The sequence below is a fragment of the Bacillus songklensis genome, from assembly GCF_042649685.1.
Lineage (GTDB): Bacteria > Bacillota > Bacilli > Bacillales > Bacillaceae_H > Bacillus_BA > Bacillus_BA songklensis.
This window is the reverse complement of the sequence record NZ_JBHRZT010000052.1, coordinates 173,843-190,230: the sequence shown is the minus strand read 5'-3', so window position 1 is coordinate 190,230 and position 16,388 is coordinate 173,843. Positions and strand designations below refer to the sequence as shown.

General features: G+C 41.8%; 17 protein-coding genes. 16 read left to right on the top strand and 1 reads right to left on the bottom strand.

What is annotated here, in order from left to right; all coding sequences use genetic code 11:
• Nucleotides 1-58: 58 nt before the first annotated feature.
• Nucleotides 59-739 carry a zinc metallopeptidase gene (locus tag ACFOU2_RS12225; RefSeq protein ID WP_377915483.1) on the top strand — a complete coding sequence of 227 codons (681 nt, stop codon included), beginning with the start codon at nt 59-61 and terminating at the stop codon, nt 737-739.
• 317 nt (nt 740-1,056) lie between these two features.
• On the opposite strand, the gene ACFOU2_RS12220 is transcribed toward ACFOU2_RS12225, so the two are convergent.
• Nucleotides 1,057-1,929 (bottom strand): YitT family protein, encoded by an 873-nt coding sequence (locus ACFOU2_RS12220; RefSeq protein ID WP_377915481.1) that lies wholly within the window; start codon nt 1,927-1,929, stop codon nt 1,057-1,059.
• A gap of 199 nt (nt 1,930-2,128) precedes the next feature.
• Between ACFOU2_RS12220 and ACFOU2_RS12215 the strand changes: the two genes are divergently transcribed.
• The 15 genes from ACFOU2_RS12215 to ACFOU2_RS12145 all read left to right on the top strand — a co-directional run bounded on the left by ACFOU2_RS12215 (nt 2,129) and on the right by ACFOU2_RS12145 (nt 16,222).
• On the top strand, nt 2,129-2,479 hold the full coding sequence (locus ACFOU2_RS12215) for a nucleotide pyrophosphohydrolase (RefSeq protein ID WP_377915479.1): 351 nt from the start codon (nt 2,129-2,131) through the stop codon (nt 2,477-2,479).
• Nucleotides 2,479-3,279, top strand: coding sequence for a 4-hydroxy-tetrahydrodipicolinate reductase (gene dapB / locus ACFOU2_RS12210; protein WP_377915477.1), 801 nt, complete (start codon nt 2,479-2,481; stop codon nt 3,277-3,279). The genes ACFOU2_RS12215 and dapB overlap by 1 nt, the downstream gene beginning before the upstream one ends.
• Nucleotides 3,280-3,295: 16 nt before the next feature.
• Nucleotides 3,296-3,706, top strand: coding sequence for a methylglyoxal synthase (mgsA, locus tag ACFOU2_RS12205; RefSeq protein ID WP_377915474.1), 411 nt, complete (start codon nt 3,296-3,298; stop codon nt 3,704-3,706).
• Nucleotides 3,707-3,709: 3 nt separating this feature from the next.
• On the top strand, nt 3,710-4,417 hold the full coding sequence (bshB1, locus tag ACFOU2_RS12200; RefSeq protein ID WP_377915472.1) for a bacillithiol biosynthesis deacetylase BshB1: 708 nt from the start codon (nt 3,710-3,712) through the stop codon (nt 4,415-4,417).
• A complete protein-coding gene (bshA, locus tag ACFOU2_RS12195; protein ID WP_377915469.1) occupies nt 4,414-5,541 on the top strand; it encodes an N-acetyl-alpha-D-glucosaminyl L-malate synthase BshA in 1,128 nt (375 codons plus the stop codon). Before bshB1 ends, bshA begins: the two co-directional genes overlap by 4 nt.
• A 13-nt stretch (nt 5,542-5,554) precedes the next feature.
• Nucleotides 5,555-6,760 (top strand): CCA tRNA nucleotidyltransferase, encoded by a 1,206-nt coding sequence (locus ACFOU2_RS12190; RefSeq protein WP_377915467.1) that lies wholly within the window; start codon nt 5,555-5,557, stop codon nt 6,758-6,760.
• Nucleotides 6,730-7,716 (top strand): biotin--[acetyl-CoA-carboxylase] ligase, encoded by a 987-nt coding sequence (locus ACFOU2_RS12185; RefSeq protein ID WP_377915465.1) that lies wholly within the window; start codon nt 6,730-6,732, stop codon nt 7,714-7,716. The genes ACFOU2_RS12190 and ACFOU2_RS12185 overlap by 31 nt, the downstream gene beginning before the upstream one ends.
• A gap of 346 nt (nt 7,717-8,062) precedes the next feature.
• On the top strand, nt 8,063-8,896 hold the full coding sequence (gene panB, locus ACFOU2_RS12180) for a 3-methyl-2-oxobutanoate hydroxymethyltransferase (protein WP_377915463.1): 834 nt from the start codon (nt 8,063-8,065) through the stop codon (nt 8,894-8,896).
• 1 nt (nt 8,897) lies between these two features.
• Nucleotides 8,898-9,743, top strand: coding sequence for a pantoate--beta-alanine ligase (gene panC, locus ACFOU2_RS12175; RefSeq protein ID WP_377915461.1), 846 nt, complete (start codon nt 8,898-8,900; stop codon nt 9,741-9,743).
• Nucleotides 9,744-9,756: 13 nt separating this feature from the next.
• Nucleotides 9,757-10,140, top strand: a complete 384-nt coding sequence (gene panD / locus ACFOU2_RS12170; RefSeq protein ID WP_377915459.1) for an aspartate 1-decarboxylase — start codon at nt 9,757-9,759, stop codon at nt 10,138-10,140.
• A 272-nt stretch (nt 10,141-10,412) separates the two neighbouring features.
• Entirely contained in the window at nt 10,413-13,235 is a 2,823-nt protein-coding gene (gene dinG / locus ACFOU2_RS12165) for an ATP-dependent DNA helicase DinG (protein ID WP_377915456.1), read from the top strand.
• Between the two features lie 2 nt (nt 13,236-13,237).
• Entirely contained in the window at nt 13,238-14,059 is an 822-nt protein-coding gene (locus ACFOU2_RS12160; RefSeq protein WP_377915454.1) for a hypothetical protein, read from the top strand.
• Nucleotides 14,060-14,270: 211 nt separating this feature from the next.
• Nucleotides 14,271-14,441, top strand: coding sequence for a YpmA family protein (locus ACFOU2_RS12155; RefSeq protein ID WP_377915452.1), 171 nt, complete (start codon nt 14,271-14,273; stop codon nt 14,439-14,441).
• A gap of 20 nt (nt 14,442-14,461) precedes the next feature.
• Nucleotides 14,462-14,950, top strand: a complete 489-nt coding sequence (locus tag ACFOU2_RS12150; protein WP_377915450.1) for a cell wall elongation regulator TseB-like domain-containing protein — start codon at nt 14,462-14,464, stop codon at nt 14,948-14,950.
• A gap of 87 nt (nt 14,951-15,037) precedes the next feature.
• Nucleotides 15,038-16,222 (top strand): pyridoxal phosphate-dependent aminotransferase, encoded by a 1,185-nt coding sequence (locus ACFOU2_RS12145; RefSeq protein ID WP_377915448.1) that lies wholly within the window; start codon nt 15,038-15,040, stop codon nt 16,220-16,222.
• Nucleotides 16,223-16,388: the final 166 nt, after the last annotated feature.

Genomic DNA, 16,388 nt, shown 5'->3' with positions numbered 1-16,388 from the left:
AAAATGAATGGATTGACTAAAATGATAGTAAGAAAATTTTAATGCTGGAGGCTTTATAATGGGTTATTTGCTTTACTTTATTCTTATCATCCTATTGCCGATTTGGGCGCAAATGAAAGTAAGAGGTGCTTATAAAAAGTACTCTCGCGTTGCTAACACATCGGGAGTAACCGGTGCAGAAGTAGCTAGACGTATTTTAGACGAAAATGGCCTTTATAATGTACAGGTAGAAGCGGTTGGAGGCTTTCTATCCGATCACTATGATCCTCGCTCTAAGACGGTTCGTTTATCACAGGAAAACTATTATGGTCATTCTGTAGCCGGTGCTGCCGTAGCAGCCCATGAAGTCGGCCATGCAATCCAGGACGCACAAGGGTATGCGTTTTTACGTTTTCGGCATGCATTAGTACCGGTTGCAAACTTCGGTTCTAACTTATCATGGATTTTTATTATGATCGGGATTTTCGCTCAATTAAGCGGTATGCTGCTGCTTGGGATTTTATTTATGGCAGCAGCCGTGCTGTTCCAAGTTGTGACATTGCCGGTTGAGTTTAATGCATCCAGCCGTGCAATGGATCAATTAGTAGCATCAGGCATCATTCGCAACGAAGAAGAGCGTCGTACACGTAAAGTGTTGAATGCGGCTGCCTTAACTTATGTAGCCGCTGCAGCAGTAGCAGTACTAGAACTGGTTCGTCTTGTATTGATTTATACAGGTATGGCAAATAACGAAGATTAACGCAAAAAGCCGCTGTTTAAAAAGACAGCGGCTTTTTCACTCTGCAAGAAAGTATAAGGTGCATGTTGAAATTGTCTAGCTCCGGCTCCTAATCTTTCGGTCGTTTCACTTCTGCCCATGAAACCAAAGAACGGTTTCCCGGTCAGAAGTTCCAACGTCTCTCAAGATTGAACAGTCGCCTCCGCTTTTCTTGATTGTCCAGCTGCAAAAGCCAAACCGTACGGCTGTTTCGCTTCTTCCTGCGGAGTCAAAAAGCGACTCCTTCTCAGAAGCTCCAACATCCTATCGGTTTAAGCCGGCTTTCTCCGCCTTTCGTTTTACCTTTCAATGGGCATTTTGTTTTCGTCCAGTGTAAAGCCTTCACCCATTACGTCATGTACATCGCTAACGGCTACGAATGCATGGGGATCAATCGAGGTAATGACTTGCTTTAAGCGAAAGATTTCATTTCTGCTTACAACACAGTATAAGACATTCAAATCTTGCCTTGAGAAAGAACCTTGACCTTTTAAAACTGTGACTCCACGATCCATCTCTTTCATGATTTTTTGGGAGATTTCCTCATTGCGATTCGAGATGATGGTAGCTCCTCTGGCCGAATAAGCCCCTTCTTGCATAAAATCAATCACTCTTGCTGCTACAAAAACAGCTACAAGTGTATACATTGCTTCTTTATAATCTAGATATAGCAGCCAGGAAAGAGTGATGACGACAAGGTCGAATAAAAACATCGTCTTTCCCATGTTCCACCCGACATATTTTTGAACAAGACGGGCAATGATATCGACTCCGCCGGTCGTGCCTCCGTTTCGGAATATAATTCCCAGGCCGACCCCGATAAAAACACCGGCAAACAATGCTGCAAGTGTCATGTCGTCTTTTAGCGGCATCTCAACGGGATATCGCTGGAATATTGATAAAAACAAAGACAAGCTGACTACGCCAAGCATTGTATAGAAAAAGGATGTACGTCCAAGCAGCTTCCACCCCACAAAAAAGAGCGGAATGTTTAGAACTAAGTTTGTAATGGAAGGATCAATATTAAATAGAAAATATAAAAGCAGCGTAATTCCTGTAAACCCGCCTTCTGCTAAGTTATTCTGCATGTTAAAATTAACTAGTCCGAAAGCGAAAATGGCTGAGCCAAGCAAAATAAAAAAGATGTTTGGTATCTTTAGCCCTTTTAACATATGTACCTCCTGCATTTGGTGATATTGGCTACTATTTCATAATAGTTGAAAGTTTTAATACTTACAAACGAATGCGTCAAAAATGAAAGCTTCAACACTATCTTTTCACCAATGTAAAAGAATAAAACCAATTTAAATGTTTGTCAAAAATGCTTCATTTGGCTAACATGTAAAGAGAATGTAAATGAGGTGAATATCGATGGCAGAAAAGACAATGAAGGAAATGCAGCAAGAAGTGGATCAATACATAAGCCAGTTTAAAGAAGGCTACTTCAGCCCGTTGGCGATGCTTGCCCGCATGACGGAAGAGCTCGGCGAATTAGCACGTGAAATTAACCATTATTACGGAGAAAAACCAAAGAAAAAAACAGAAAAAGAACGTACAGTTGAGGAAGAGCTGGGCGATCTTTTATTTGTTCTCATTTGCTTTGCCAATTCGTTGGACATTGATTTGCGGCAAGCACATGATATGGTTATGCATAAATTTAATACAAGAGATAAAGATCGCTGGACAAAAAAAGAAAATGAAACAGAAAAGGAGCAAGCATAATGAAACAGATACGTATTGTATTAGCAGGACCTCGCGGAAGAATGGGACAAGAAGCGTTGAAATTAATCCAGGAAACGGACCATTTTGAGCTAGCCGCAGCTGTCGACCGTATTCATGATGGAAAATACATAAGTGATATCGAAGGGCTACCTTCTTTAAAAGCACCGATTTACACGGATATCGAAAAATGCTTTCAAGAAGTGGAGGCCGATGTGTTAGTGGATTTAACCACTCCTGAAATTGGACGCTTCCATACGAAAAAAGCGCTGGAGTACGGTATGCGGGCAGTTGTAGGGACAACCGGCTTTTCGGAAGAAGATTTGCAGGAGTTGAGACAAGCAGCCGAAGAAAAAGGGATTGGCTGTATCATTGCACCGAATTTCGCCATTGGAGCCATTCTCATGATGAAGTTCTCACAAATGGCCGCCAAATACTTCAGTGATGTCGAAATCATTGAGCTTCATCATGACCAAAAGCTGGACGCTCCGTCAGGAACAGGCCTAAAAACAGCGGAACTTATTGCACAAGTACGTGAGACAAAACAACAAGGACATCCGGAAGAAACGGAACTGTTACCAGGTGCTCGCGGTGCCAATTACGATGGTATTCATCTTCATAGCGTCCGCCTTCCGGGCTTAATTGCGCACCAAGAAGTGTTGTTCGGCGGATTTGGTCAGTCATTAACAATACGTCACGATTCATACAACCGCGCTTCCTTCATGTCGGGAGTAAAATTAGCCGTTGATACGGTAATGGCCGTTGACACGCTTATTTACGGCTTAGAAAATATCATTGAATAGGGGAGAGAACCAAACAATGAAAATCGCCTTAATTGCACATGATAAAAAGAAAAACGATATGGTTCAGTTTACGACGGCATATAAATATGTTCTGGAAAAACATGCGCTTTATGCCACCGGAACAACAGGATTGAAAATCATGGAGGCAACAGGACTTCGCGTACATCGCTTCCAATCAGGCCCTTTAGGCGGCGATCAGGAAATTGGAGCACTCATTGCCCAAAATAAGATGGACATGGTCATTTTCTTCCGTGACCCGCTCACTGCTCAGCCGCATGAGCCAGATGTTTCAGCATTAATGCGCCTTTGCGATGTGTATGCAGTGCCGCTTGCTACGAACATGGGGACAGCCGAAATTTTAATCCATGGGCTTGAGCGCGGCGATTTGAAATGGCGCTCCATTATTCATGGACAGCAAGGAGAATAAGCTATGCAACTAGACGTATTAGCATTCGGGGCTCATGCCGATGATGTAGAAATCGGTATGGGCGGAACCATTGCCAAATTTGCGGAGGAAGGGCTGAAGGTAGGCGTTTGCGATCTTACCCATGCGGAGCTTTCTTCAAACGGGACGGTAGAACGACGAAAGCAAGAAGCGGAAAAAGCGTCACATATTTTAGGCATCCATAAACGCGTTCACCTTTCCATCCCGGACAGGGGGCTTTTTTTAACGGAAGATCACATTCGAAAGGTTGTCTCGATCATTCGTACATATCGGCCAAAACTTATTTTTGCCCCGTATTATGAGGATCGGCACCCTGATCATGGGAACTGCGCCAAAATCGTAGAAGAGGCTATGTTTTCTGCAGGAATCCGAAATTATGAAGATGAAGAAAAACAGCCTGCTCACCGTCCCGCTGCTCTTCATTATTATATGATAAACGGCTTTCATAAACCGCATTTTTTCGTTGATGTTTCAAACACTTTCCAAAAGAAATTAGCGAGCTTGCAGGCGTATGAAAGCCAGTTTGTCAAAGGAGAAGGCAGTTTTAATACTCCTTTAGTGAACGGATATATTGAGACGGTGGAAAGACGGGAGCGATTGTTTGGGAAGGAAGCGGGCGTTTTATATGCCGAAGGCTTCTTAACGAAAAAACCATTGCTTTTGTTTCAGGATCTACTAGGAGGCATTAAATGAAATTAAAGATTGGAATTGTTTGCTATCCTTCTGTTGGAGGTTCAGGTGTTGTTGCCACAGAACTCGGGAAAATTTTAGCGGAAAAGGGCCATGAAATTCATTTTATTTCATCGAGTATGCCATTTCGTTTAAATAAAGTTTATCACAATATTTATTTCCATGAAGTGGACGTTAATCAATATTCCGTATTTAAATACCCTCCTTATGATTTGGCGTTATCGAGTAAAATTGCCGAGGTAGCCAAGCGCGAGAAGCTCGATCTTATTCACGTCCATTATGCCATTCCACATGCGATTTGTGCCTTTTTGGCTAAACAAATGACAGGGGAGCACTTGAAAATTGTCACCACGCTTCATGGGACAGACATTACGGTGTTGGGTTCAGATCTTTCCATGAAGGATTTAATCAAGTTTGGGATTGAAAAATCAGATGCCGTTACGGCGGTTTCACATGCACTTGCTCAGCAAACCTATGATTTAATCGCTCCAAATCAAAAGATTGAAATGGTTCATAACTTTATCGATGATCGTGTATATCATAAAAAAGAAGTCGATCATTTACGAAAAGAGTATGGTATTTTGCCTGATGAAAAAGTAATCATTCACGTTTCGAATTTCCGGCATGTTAAACGTGTTCCTGATGTTGTGAAAGCATTTCATCTCATTCAAAAAGAAATTCCCGCCAAGCTTTTATTAGTCGGCGACGGCCCTGAAATGACAATTGTCTGTCAGCAGGTTCGGCAGCTTGGGTTAGGAGATCGAGTGTTGTTTTTAGGAAAACAGGAAAACGTGGAAGAGTTATACTCCATCAGTGATTTAACACTGCTGTTATCGGAAAAAGAAAGCTTTGGACTTGTGCTTTTAGAAGCAATGGCGTGCGGGGTCCCTTGTATCGGTACAAACATTGGCGGTATTCCTGAAGTGATCATTGATGGCGAAACAGGGTACGTTTGTGAAGTGGGGAATATCGAGGATATTGCATCTAAATCATTATATATTTTAAAAGACGAGCAACGGCTGCAAACTATGTCTGAAAGGTCGCTTGCGGTTGTGCTGGAAAAGTTCCATTCCCAAAAAATTGTGAATCAATATGAAAAAATCTATTATGACGTGATTCGGTCATAATGGGAGGGTTATGATGGAGAAGCCTTTTATTGATGCACTTCCGATTATTGAGAAGTTAGAACAAACCGGTTATGAGGCCTATTTTGTAGGCGGAGCCGTTCGTGATTCCATTATTGGCCGACCAATAGGAGATGTTGATATTGCGACATCGGCCAAGCCGGATCAGGTCATGAGGCTATTTGAAAAAACCATTCTTGTAGGAATTGAACATGGGACGGTGGTTGTTGTCTATAATGAGATACCATACGAGGTGACAACGTTTCGAACAGAGGGAACATATGAGGATTTCCGTCGCCCTTCCTCTGTCACGTTCGTTTCTTCCTTAAAAGAAGATTTGCAGCGCCGTGATTTTACGGTAAATGCCATCGCGATGAACAAAGAGGGACACATCATGGATCCCTTTGGAGGACGGTCAGCTATTGAACGGAGAGTCATTGAAACAGTCGGGCAAGCTGCCGAACGGTTTCATGAAGATGCATTAAGAATGATGCGAGCTATCCGCTTTGTCAGTCAGCTCGGCTTTTTATTAGAAGAAGAGACCAAGACGGCCATTATAGAGCATGGTCATTTGTTAAAGCACGTTTCGATTGAAAGGATAGCGGTTGAGTTTGAAAAAATGATGGGAGGTCAAAAGCCGCAAACAGCTTTAGCGTTATTGATTGAAACAAACCTGTATCAACATTTGCCGGGATTCTCTCTTACAGATGAGATGAAAAGAACCATCTCTATCTGCAAATGGCAAAGAGCCAAAGATATAACGGAAAGCTGGGCTATGATGCTCATTCTTTTAAAAGTAAAAGAGACGGCTTCCTTTCTAAGGCAATGGAAGCTTCCGAATAAACGGATAAAAGATGTTCAGGCGGTTGTGGACGGCTACTATGAAATGAAGAAGCGAAATTGGGATAGACAAGCCGTTTACCAGTATGGGCTTGAAACAGCACTTCATATCAACCAAGTAAACATGATGCTAAGTGAACGCCCAAACGAAGAACAATCGATTCAAGCATTATATAAAGAACTTCCGATTCATTCTTTGAAAGAATTGGCCGTAAATGGAAAAGATCTTATGGCGATTTGCAAACGGAAAGGCGGACCATGGCTTTCATTATTACTGCAAACGATTGAAAGAAAAGTCGTAGACAAAGAACTGCCAAACAATCGAGAGGCAATAAAGGAGTGGCTGCAATCTTGCAATCAGATATTAGACGAACCTTGTTAGAGATGTTTACTAATTCGGAAGATGAATATGTATCAGGACAAAAAATCAGCGATATGCTTGGCTGTTCGCGTACAGCTGTTTGGAAACACATTGAGGATTTGCGCAAAGAGGGTTATGAGCTGGAGGCGGTTCGAAAAAAAGGGTATCGAATTGTCCAAAAGCCCAATAAAGTGAGTGAAACCGAGTTGAGGCTCGGATTGCACACGGACCGTATCGGTCAATCTATCCATTATGAAGAAACCGTCGATTCTACGCAAAAAATTGCTCATCGCCTCGCTCAAGAAGGGGCAAAAGAAGGAACGGTCGTGGTGGCTGAGGAGCAAATAGCGGGAAGAGGGAGATTAGACCGCGTGTGGTACTCTCCAAAGCATACCGGTGTGTGGATGAGCATTATTTTACGTCCCCCGCTTCCTCCGCAGCGTGCTCCCCAACTCACGTTATTGACGGCAGTAGCCGTTGTGCAGGCCATTCAAGAAGTAACAGGTATTTCCCCGGATATTAAATGGCCCAATGATGTGCTAATCAATGGGAAAAAGGCAGTCGGTATTTTAACGGAAATGCAGGCGGATGCTGACCGCATTCATTCTGTTATTATCGGAATTGGGATTAATGTCAACCAGAACAGCGGACATTTTGATTCTGCGATTCAGGATATCGCTACATCATTGAAGATAGAGAGCGGGGAAGACATTAATCGGGCGTTATTGATGCAAACGATTTTTGCCAAACTAGAGCAGCTGTATGATGAATATTTAACAAATGGTTTTAAGCTAATCAAGCTGTTATGGGAAGCGCATGCGGTAAGTATCGGCAAACATATTGTTGCCAGAACATTGACGGGTTCCATTGAAGGATTCGCAAAAGGAATTACAGATGAGGGCATCTTATTACTTGAAGATGCTTATGGACAAATGCATCAAATTCATTCAGCTGACATCGAATTGATGAATCGTTGAAAAATTTTACTGGCCATCGAGGGGCAGATTTTTTATAATACGGAGGAAAGGGTAGTATCGCGCGAACTGCACCTTTCATCCGTTTTTTATTTTAGTGAGTAAGAAAGATTCAACCATTCCTTACTTACGTGCATAAGTGTTTAACTAAATTGGATTCTGCCTTGATCCAAAAGTAGGATAGGACTGGGACAGAGGGATGATCATGACCGAATAACAGGGTATTCGTTTACTTCCTTCTTTCTGCCGGAAAGAAGGTTTTTTACAAGACCTGACACAGTCTTTAGTGTTGATGTTTAGCTTATTATTCGGGACGTTCATTTCCTCTTCGAAAAAGGAGGAAGAATGAATGAAAACAAAGTCAGATTTTCTGAAAATGAAAGAACAAGGTGAACCGATTGTTATGCTGACAGCTTATGATTTTCCATCAGCGAAGCTGGCAGAACAAGCGGGGGTAGACATGATTTTAGTCGGGGACTCATTAGGAATGGTCGTGTTAGGATATGAGTCTACCATTCCAGTCACCGTTGACGATATGATTCATCATACAAAAGCGGTTAAGCGCGGAGCAAAGGAAACCTTTATTGTAACAGACATGCCGTTTATGTCTTATCATGTATCAAGAGAAGAAACGATGAAAAATGCGGCTCGTCTTATGCAAGAAGGAGGAGCGCATGCGTTGAAGGTAGAAGGAGCGGACGATGTTCTATTCGCCATCGCTGATTTAACACGGGCTGGTGTGCCGGTTGTCGCGCATTTAGGATTAACACCGCAATCTGTGGGAGTATTAGGCGGATATAAAGTGCAGGGAAAAGATGCACAAGCAGCTAAGAAATTGATCCAGGATGCCAAAAGATGTGAGCAGGCAGGTGCCATTGCCCTTGTTTTAGAATGTGTCCCTCATCAGCTTGCAGAAGAAATAAGCAAGCAGCTTTCCATTCCGACCATCGGCATTGGAGCGGGAGCGGAAACAGATGGACAGGTATTGGTTTATCATGATGTCCTCACATACGGGGTGGAGCGCGTGCCAAAGTTCGTGAAACAATATGGGCAGCTTAATGAACCGATTGTGAGCGGAATCAGCCGGTTCGTGCAAGAAGTGAAAACAAGAGCGTTCCCGGAACAGCAGCATTCGTTTACAATGAAAGAAGAAGAGCTGGAAGCCTTATATGGAGGAAAGTAAGATGAAAGTGATCAGCAAGATTTCACAGATGCAAGCAATCATGAAGCAAGAGAGAATGAACGGACGAACGATTGGTTTCGTGCCGACAATGGGCTATTTGCATGAAGGACATCTAACGCTGCTCCAAAGGGCGCGCCAGGAAAATGATATAGTCGTTTTAAGCATCTTTGTCAATCCGACACAATTTGGTCCAAATGAAGATTTTGATGCTTATCCTCGGAATTTTGAGCGCGATGAACAGTTGGCGAAGAAAGCTGGTGCAGATTACGTGTTCTACCCGGATGTTGAGGAAATGTATCCGCGAAAGATGTCGGTTGCCGTAACAGTGACAGAACGGGTAAATGTGCTATGCGGTAAACAGCGCGAAGGGCATTTTGACGGGGTGGCAACCGTTTTAATCAAATTGTTTCATATCGTGACACCTGACCGGGCTTATTTTGGGATGAAGGATGCCCAGCAAGTAGCGGTCGTGGATGGACTTGTCCATGATTACAATTTCCCGATTGAGCTTGTGCCGGTTGAGACAGTGCGAGAAAAAGATGGTCTTGCCAAAAGTTCGCGGAATGTGTATTTGACAGAAACGGAAAGAGAAGAAGCTCCAGCTTTGTATAAAAGCCTAAAGCTGGCAAAAGAGCGAATTGATTCCGGAGAACGAAACCCTGAAGCCATTTTGTCCTTTATGAAAGACTATATTCAAACCCATACATCAGGCATTATCGATTATATTGAAATATATTCCTACCCTGAACTAAAAGAGATCGACACACTAGAAGGCAGGATCATTATCGCTCTTGCGGTTAAATTTTCAAAGGCTCGCTTAATAGATAATATGACATGGACTGTATAATGGAGGATTTCAAATGTTTCGAACAATGATGAATGCAAAAATACACCGTGCAACCGTAACAGAAGCAAATTTAAATTATGTCGGCAGCATTACGATTGATCAAGATATCATCGATGCTGTCGGGATTGCAGAAAACGAGAAAGTGCAAATTGTAAATAACAATAATGGAGCCCGGTTGGAAACGTACGTTATTCCGGGTGAACGCGGAAGCGGCGTCATTTGTTTAAATGGGGCCGCTGCCCGCCTCGTTCAGCCAGGCGATATCGTCATTATTATCTCTTATGCTGTTGTGGCAGAAGAACGGGTGGCCGATCATCAGCCTACAGTAGCCATCATGGATGAAAACAACCGTATTCAGCAATTGATTAAAAGAGAACCAGCTGGTACAATTCTATAAGACGAATGCTGACCGGGGGACATAAAAAACATGCTACCCGGTCGGCATCAAGCAATGGACCGTTCCGTTTATTTCGTTGGTTTAACCACGATTTCACGAAACGGTCCATTGCTTATGAATATGTTTTTAACGAATAACCGGGCTTTAAAGACAGGCTCTTTCTTTTTTTTTAGGAATGTCTATAGGTGAGATTGCCAGGCTTTCTCTCTTTTTTTACATACACTCCCCATGCTGATTTATACTAAAATAGAGAGACAAGTGAGGTGTTAATCGTGAACAGGCGATTTGTTGTGGTAGATTTAGAAACAACCGGCCATTCACCGAAACAGGGAGATAAAATTATTCAGGTGGCTGCTGTTGTAGTAGAGAAAGGAAAAATTGTCGAACGGTTTGCCAGTTTTGTCAATCCCAAGACCCATATTCCTTCTTTTATTGAACAATTGACTAATATCAATGACGAAATGGTAAAAGATTCGCCATTATTCGAACATATCGCACCGGATGTATTAAAGCTATTGGACGATGCTTATTTTGTCGCGCACAACGTTGCATTCGATTTGTCTTTTTTGCAGGCAGAGCTTCATGAATGCGGGTACGATACGTTGTATAATTCAACGATCGATACGGTCGAATTAGCTCGTATTTTATTGCCTGCAGCCGAAGGGTATAAGCTTAGTCAGTTGGCAGAAACCTTACATATAAAACATGAAAATCCGCACCAGGCGGACAGTGATGCAGAAGTGACAGCCTATGTTCTCTTGTCGCTCCTTGAAAAGTTACATTCGTTACCGCTTGTAACCTTAAAACAGCTTTATGCGTTTTCTCTTCATTTAAAAAGTGAAATTAGTGAACTCATTGAAGAGATTATGGAAACCAAACAAGAGCTTCTAAAGGAAAACGAGCAGCTTTTCCACCTTGTCCATGGCGTTGCTTTAAAAAAGAAGCAGCCTATTGAGGAAGAGCTTCCCCAACCGCCGCGATCATTTGAAGAATTTAATGAAACGAAAGAAGAAGTGTTTTCGCGAGTGCTCCCTCATTATGAGAACCGCCCTGCCCAATGGAATATGATGAGCATGGTGCATGAGGCCCTTTCTACGCATCAACATGCTTTAATTGAAGCGGGAACCGGGACAGGAAAAACACTCGGATACTTAATTCCATCTGTTTTCTATGCCAAGCAGTCTGAAAAGCCGGTAGTTGTTTCTACCCATACAGTCTCGCTTCAGCAGCAGATTATGGACCGTGATATTCCCATATTGCGCCAATTGATGCCTTTTAGTTTCAAGGTGGCCATCTTAAAAGGACGTCATCATTATTTAAATCTAAGAAAATTTATAAACTGGATTAAAGAGAGAGAAACTAATTATGATGCTATCTTAACAAAAGCTAAAATTCTCGTTTGGCTGACAGAAACTGAAACAGGGGACATTGATGAAATCAATTTGCCTTCCGGAGGAAAACTGTTCTGGGAACGAATTAACGATGGACACCCTTCTCCCTTGGATTTTCGCTATCCTTGGGTAAAACTTTCATTCTACCAGCGGGCAAGAAAACGATCAAATGAGGCCGATATTGTCGTCACGAATCATCGTTTATTGTTTATGGACTTGATGAGCGACCAGGACTTGCTCCCGGATTATGACAACGTCATTCTCGATGAAGCTCATCGCATCGAAGCCATTGCAGGTGAACAGTTCGGGATTCAAGTCGATTATTTTCAAACCCACTCTCTCTTTTCTCGAATCGGTACATTAGATTGTGACGGTCTATTAGCGGACATAAAGGAGATATTGGAGCAGGCTCGCCTGTCAGGAAAGCCTGATGTTTGGCAGTTTCATCTGATTATAAAGGAACTGAAAACAGAGCTGGATGATATGTTTCGCTTAATTCATGCGTTTGTTTCAAAAAGGATAAACGATGGAGAGGGAGGCCGGGTTAGTTTCCGTTATGATGAAAAGGTAGCGTATGATGCTGGATGGATCGGCATTCGTGAGCTGGCTTCCAGAGTACAATTTTTATTTTGTGACTATTTAAGAGAATTTGATCAATTAAAAGCATCCATTGAGCAGTCAGGTGTCCAATGGACACGGAAAGAGCAAGGGGTTTTTTCGGATTTTTACGAAGCCTGTGAGGAAGTCGGACAAATAAAATTGAAACTTCAGCATTTATTATTAGAGGAGAAGGAAGAGGAAGTGGCCTGGTTTGAGATTGAACCAAAAGGAGCCGCAAATGCTACTTTCTTATACAGTCAGCCTATTGATGTAAGTGAGCAGCTCGCGGATTGCTTTTTTGCCCAAAAACGAAGTGCTGTTTTAACCTCGGCTACATTGACAGTCAATGGTTCATTTGATTACATGATCCGGGAGTTAGGACTTTATGATTTTCAACCGCTTCAGCTCACTGTCCCTTCGCCATTTGATTACAATAAACAAGCTAAGGTTTTAATACCAAAGGATATGCCGTCCATCAACTCGATTTCATTGGAAGAGTACAGCATGATTCTGGCCCAGCGAATCATTGATATTGCATCGGTTACGGAGGGAAGAATGCTCGTCTTATTTACTTCGAATGAAATGCTGAAAGAAACGTATCACTATGTGAAGGAATTAAATCAATTAGACGAATACGTACTCTTTGGGCAAGGGATCTCAAGCCGAAATCGAACAAGGCTTTTGAAGGATTTTATTCAATTTGAAAAATCCATTTTGTTTGGTACAAGCAGCTTTTGGGAAGGAATTGATATACCAGGACAACATTTATCTTGTTTAGTTATGGTTCGCCTGCCGTTTTCTCCGCCGAATGAACCAATAACGGCGGCTAAAACGGCTAAACTTAAGCAAGACGGCTTGAATCCATTTATGGAGTACTCGCTGCCTCAGGCGATTATTCGATTTAAACAGGGATTTGGCCGTTTGATCCGGACAAAAAAGGATCAAGGAGTCATGTTCGTCTTTGATAACCGCATTTCAACAACGCAATACGGAAAATACTTTTTACGTTCTCTTCCTTCCATGGATGTAAGGGAGCAACCATTTGATCAGTTGCTGAAAGAGTTAGAAGATTGGTGGACAAATTCTGGTAATATGGAGCGATGAAGATGTTAAAGAAGCTTTGTGTAATCTTCTTAGCTTGTTTCGTTTTCCTGGATCTTCGAGTTGTACAGGCGAGTAAAATTGAAAATATTGAGTTTGAGCTGGGGGAAGATGAAGCCGTTTTGACTTTTTTTCATCTTTCAAAAGGGGAAGCGGCACTGCTGCAGGACGGCTTCGGACATTCCATCTTGATTAATACCGGGCACGCCGCCTCTAAGCGGGAAGTATTAGCGATGTTGGATTTGTTTCAAGTGAAAAAGCTGGATGCCATTATCGTTACAAGACAAGAAGCAGGATACAATGATAACATCCGGCCGCTTTCAGAACGGTTTTCTCCTGAAGTGATTTATGTGCCCGCCCTCTATACGGGTGCTCTGCCGCCCGTCCAAATCGTGGAATGGGACAAGGGGGATCACAAGCTGTTTGGAAAGGCATTAATGATAACCGCTTTAAGGGAGGAAAAAGAACCTGTTCCTTCCATGAATTTATCGATTAAGTACTGCGAAAATCACATTTTTTATATGACCAATTATTCGGCTTACACTGAGCAGCATCTTCTGGAGGAAAAGCTGGAGGATGTGAATGTCATTAAAATGCCGAGCCTTTCAAAAGGGGATAGGCTGGAAGAAAAAGTGGTTGAGCATTTAGACCCGCAAACAGCCATTTTCCCAGCTTCGAATGAATATCATCTTAATAAGCAGTTTATCGAATACTTGTATGAACTGTGGATCGATATTTACTTTGTTCAGAAAATGGGAACCGTCTCGATGAAGATGAATGAAACACACTATGAAATCATTACGCTCCCAGCGCCTGAAGGCAAGTAAGATTATGTTTTAAAACAAAAAAAAGCAGCTGTCAAAAGCTGCAAATAGATGGTGTAGGCCAGGAAATCTATATGATAGTTTAAAAAAAGCCATGGATGTTGTTAAAATAGTTATTGAAATCTTTGCTTTGTTTCGGTTGTAATGATATTGTTGCCGAAGCAAGGAGCATTATGAATAACAAATTTGGGAAGGAAATAGGAGGGGATTTATTATGGAGAGCAAAATTCAAGTCTTATCAACGGTTCGAGTCCAAAATTCTCCTGATTTATACAAACTTGTCGATAGTTTGAATCGTACATTGAAGAAGCAGGACTTAATGTTTGGCTTGGCTCTTGATGAAAACGACAAAGATGTAGCAATTTTTACGATTTATCGTACATAAAGAAGTAGGGATCGATAAGTATGAAAAAATGGGGAATAATCATTATTGTATTTATTATTTTAGCCGGATTGGGAATGACGAACGTTTACTTTAAATCGGTCGAATCCAAAAGGGACGCGGAAGGGCAAGCGGTACAAAAAGCAAAGAAAGTTTACGATTTAAATGAAATCATCAGCACGCAAACATACTACGGTTCCCATACGTATTATATTATTAAAGCAAAAAACAAGAAAAATGAAAAAGTTATCATTTGGGTGCCTAAAAATGATAAAAAACGTGATATGATAGTAAAGAAAGAAAATAGTGGAATGTCACGGGAAGAAGTGATATCCCTTGTACAAAAAGAGCGCCACCCTGAAAAAATCAAGTCGGTTCGCCTGGGAATGGAAAATGATCTTCCATTATGGGAGATCACATATGTGAACCAAGATAACAGCTTTACATATTATTATGTGAATTTCCAAACAGGTGAATTTCTGAAACGATACAGCATTTATCAAACATCCTAACTATTTCAGCGGTTAATTGTGCTCATTTGTATTATTTTTTGTATTATGAAAAAAGTTATCCGTTAATGCCTTTAGGGGGAAGTCAAGATGAAATTAGCAAAACGTGTATCAGCTTTAACACCTTCATCCACACTCGCTATTACAGCAAAAGCAAAAGAATTAAAAGCGGCAGGCCACGATGTAATCGGTTTGGGAGCAGGAGAACCTGACTTCAATACACCTGAGCATATTTTGGAAGCTGCAGTAAAAGCAATGAATGAAGGTCACACAAAATATACGCCATCCGGCGGTTTAGCATCTTTAAAGAAATCGATCATTCAGAAATTCCAGCAAGATCAGGGGTTAGAGTATACACTTGCTGAGGTGATCGTTTGTTCAGGTGCCAAGCATGCTCTTTATACTCTGTTCCAAGTATTGTTGGACGAAGGGGACGAAGTCATCATCCCAACACCTTACTGGGTGAGTTATCCTGAGCAGGTAAAACTGGCCCAAGGTATTCCGGTATACGTGGAAGGTCGTGAAGAAAACAGCTTTAAAATTACACCACAACAACTGGAAGCGGTCATTACAGATAAGACAAAAGCTGTCATTATCAACTCACCAAGCAATCCGACAGGAATGATTTATACTCGTGAAGAACTTGAAGCACTCGGTCAGGTATGTGTCAAACATGATATTCTGATTGTTTCTGATGAGATTTATGAGAAGCTTGTATATGATGGAAACGAGCATGTATCAATTGCCCAGCTTTCTCCTGAATTAAAAGAGAGAACTATTATCATTAACGGTGTGTCTAAATCGCACTCCATGACAGGCTGGCGTATTGGCTATGCAGCCGGGAATAAAGAAATCATTAAAGCAATGACTAACCTGGCAAGCCACAGCACTTCCAATCCAACTTCTGTTGCCCAATATGCTTCCATCGCAGCTTACAACGGAACACAAGAGCCGGTTGAAACGATGCGCCAAGCATTTGAGGATCGTTTAAATATCATTTATGAAAAATTAATTCAAATTCCAGGCTTTTCTTGTATTAAACCGCAGGGAGCATTCTATCTGTTCCCAAATGCCATCGAAGCGGCAAAATTAACAGGATTTGATACGGTGGATGCATGGGTGGAGGCCATTTTAGAAGAAGAAAAAGTGGCGCTTGTACCAGGATCAGGCTTTGGGGCTCCTGAAAATGTACGCTTATCTTATGCAACATCACTGGAGCTGTTGGAAAAAGCTGTAGACCGCATTCAACATTTTATGAACAACCATATGAAATAAAGCAGTATATAAATGAAAAGGCGCAAAGAACGCGCCTTTTCATTTATAAAAGCAATGGACCTTTATGGCAAATTAACATTGCATAAAAGCATTAATTATGAACGGAAAGGTCTATTGGCTTACCTCGAAATGAAAGCGCTTTAATAATTTTTAGCCTGCTCCGCTT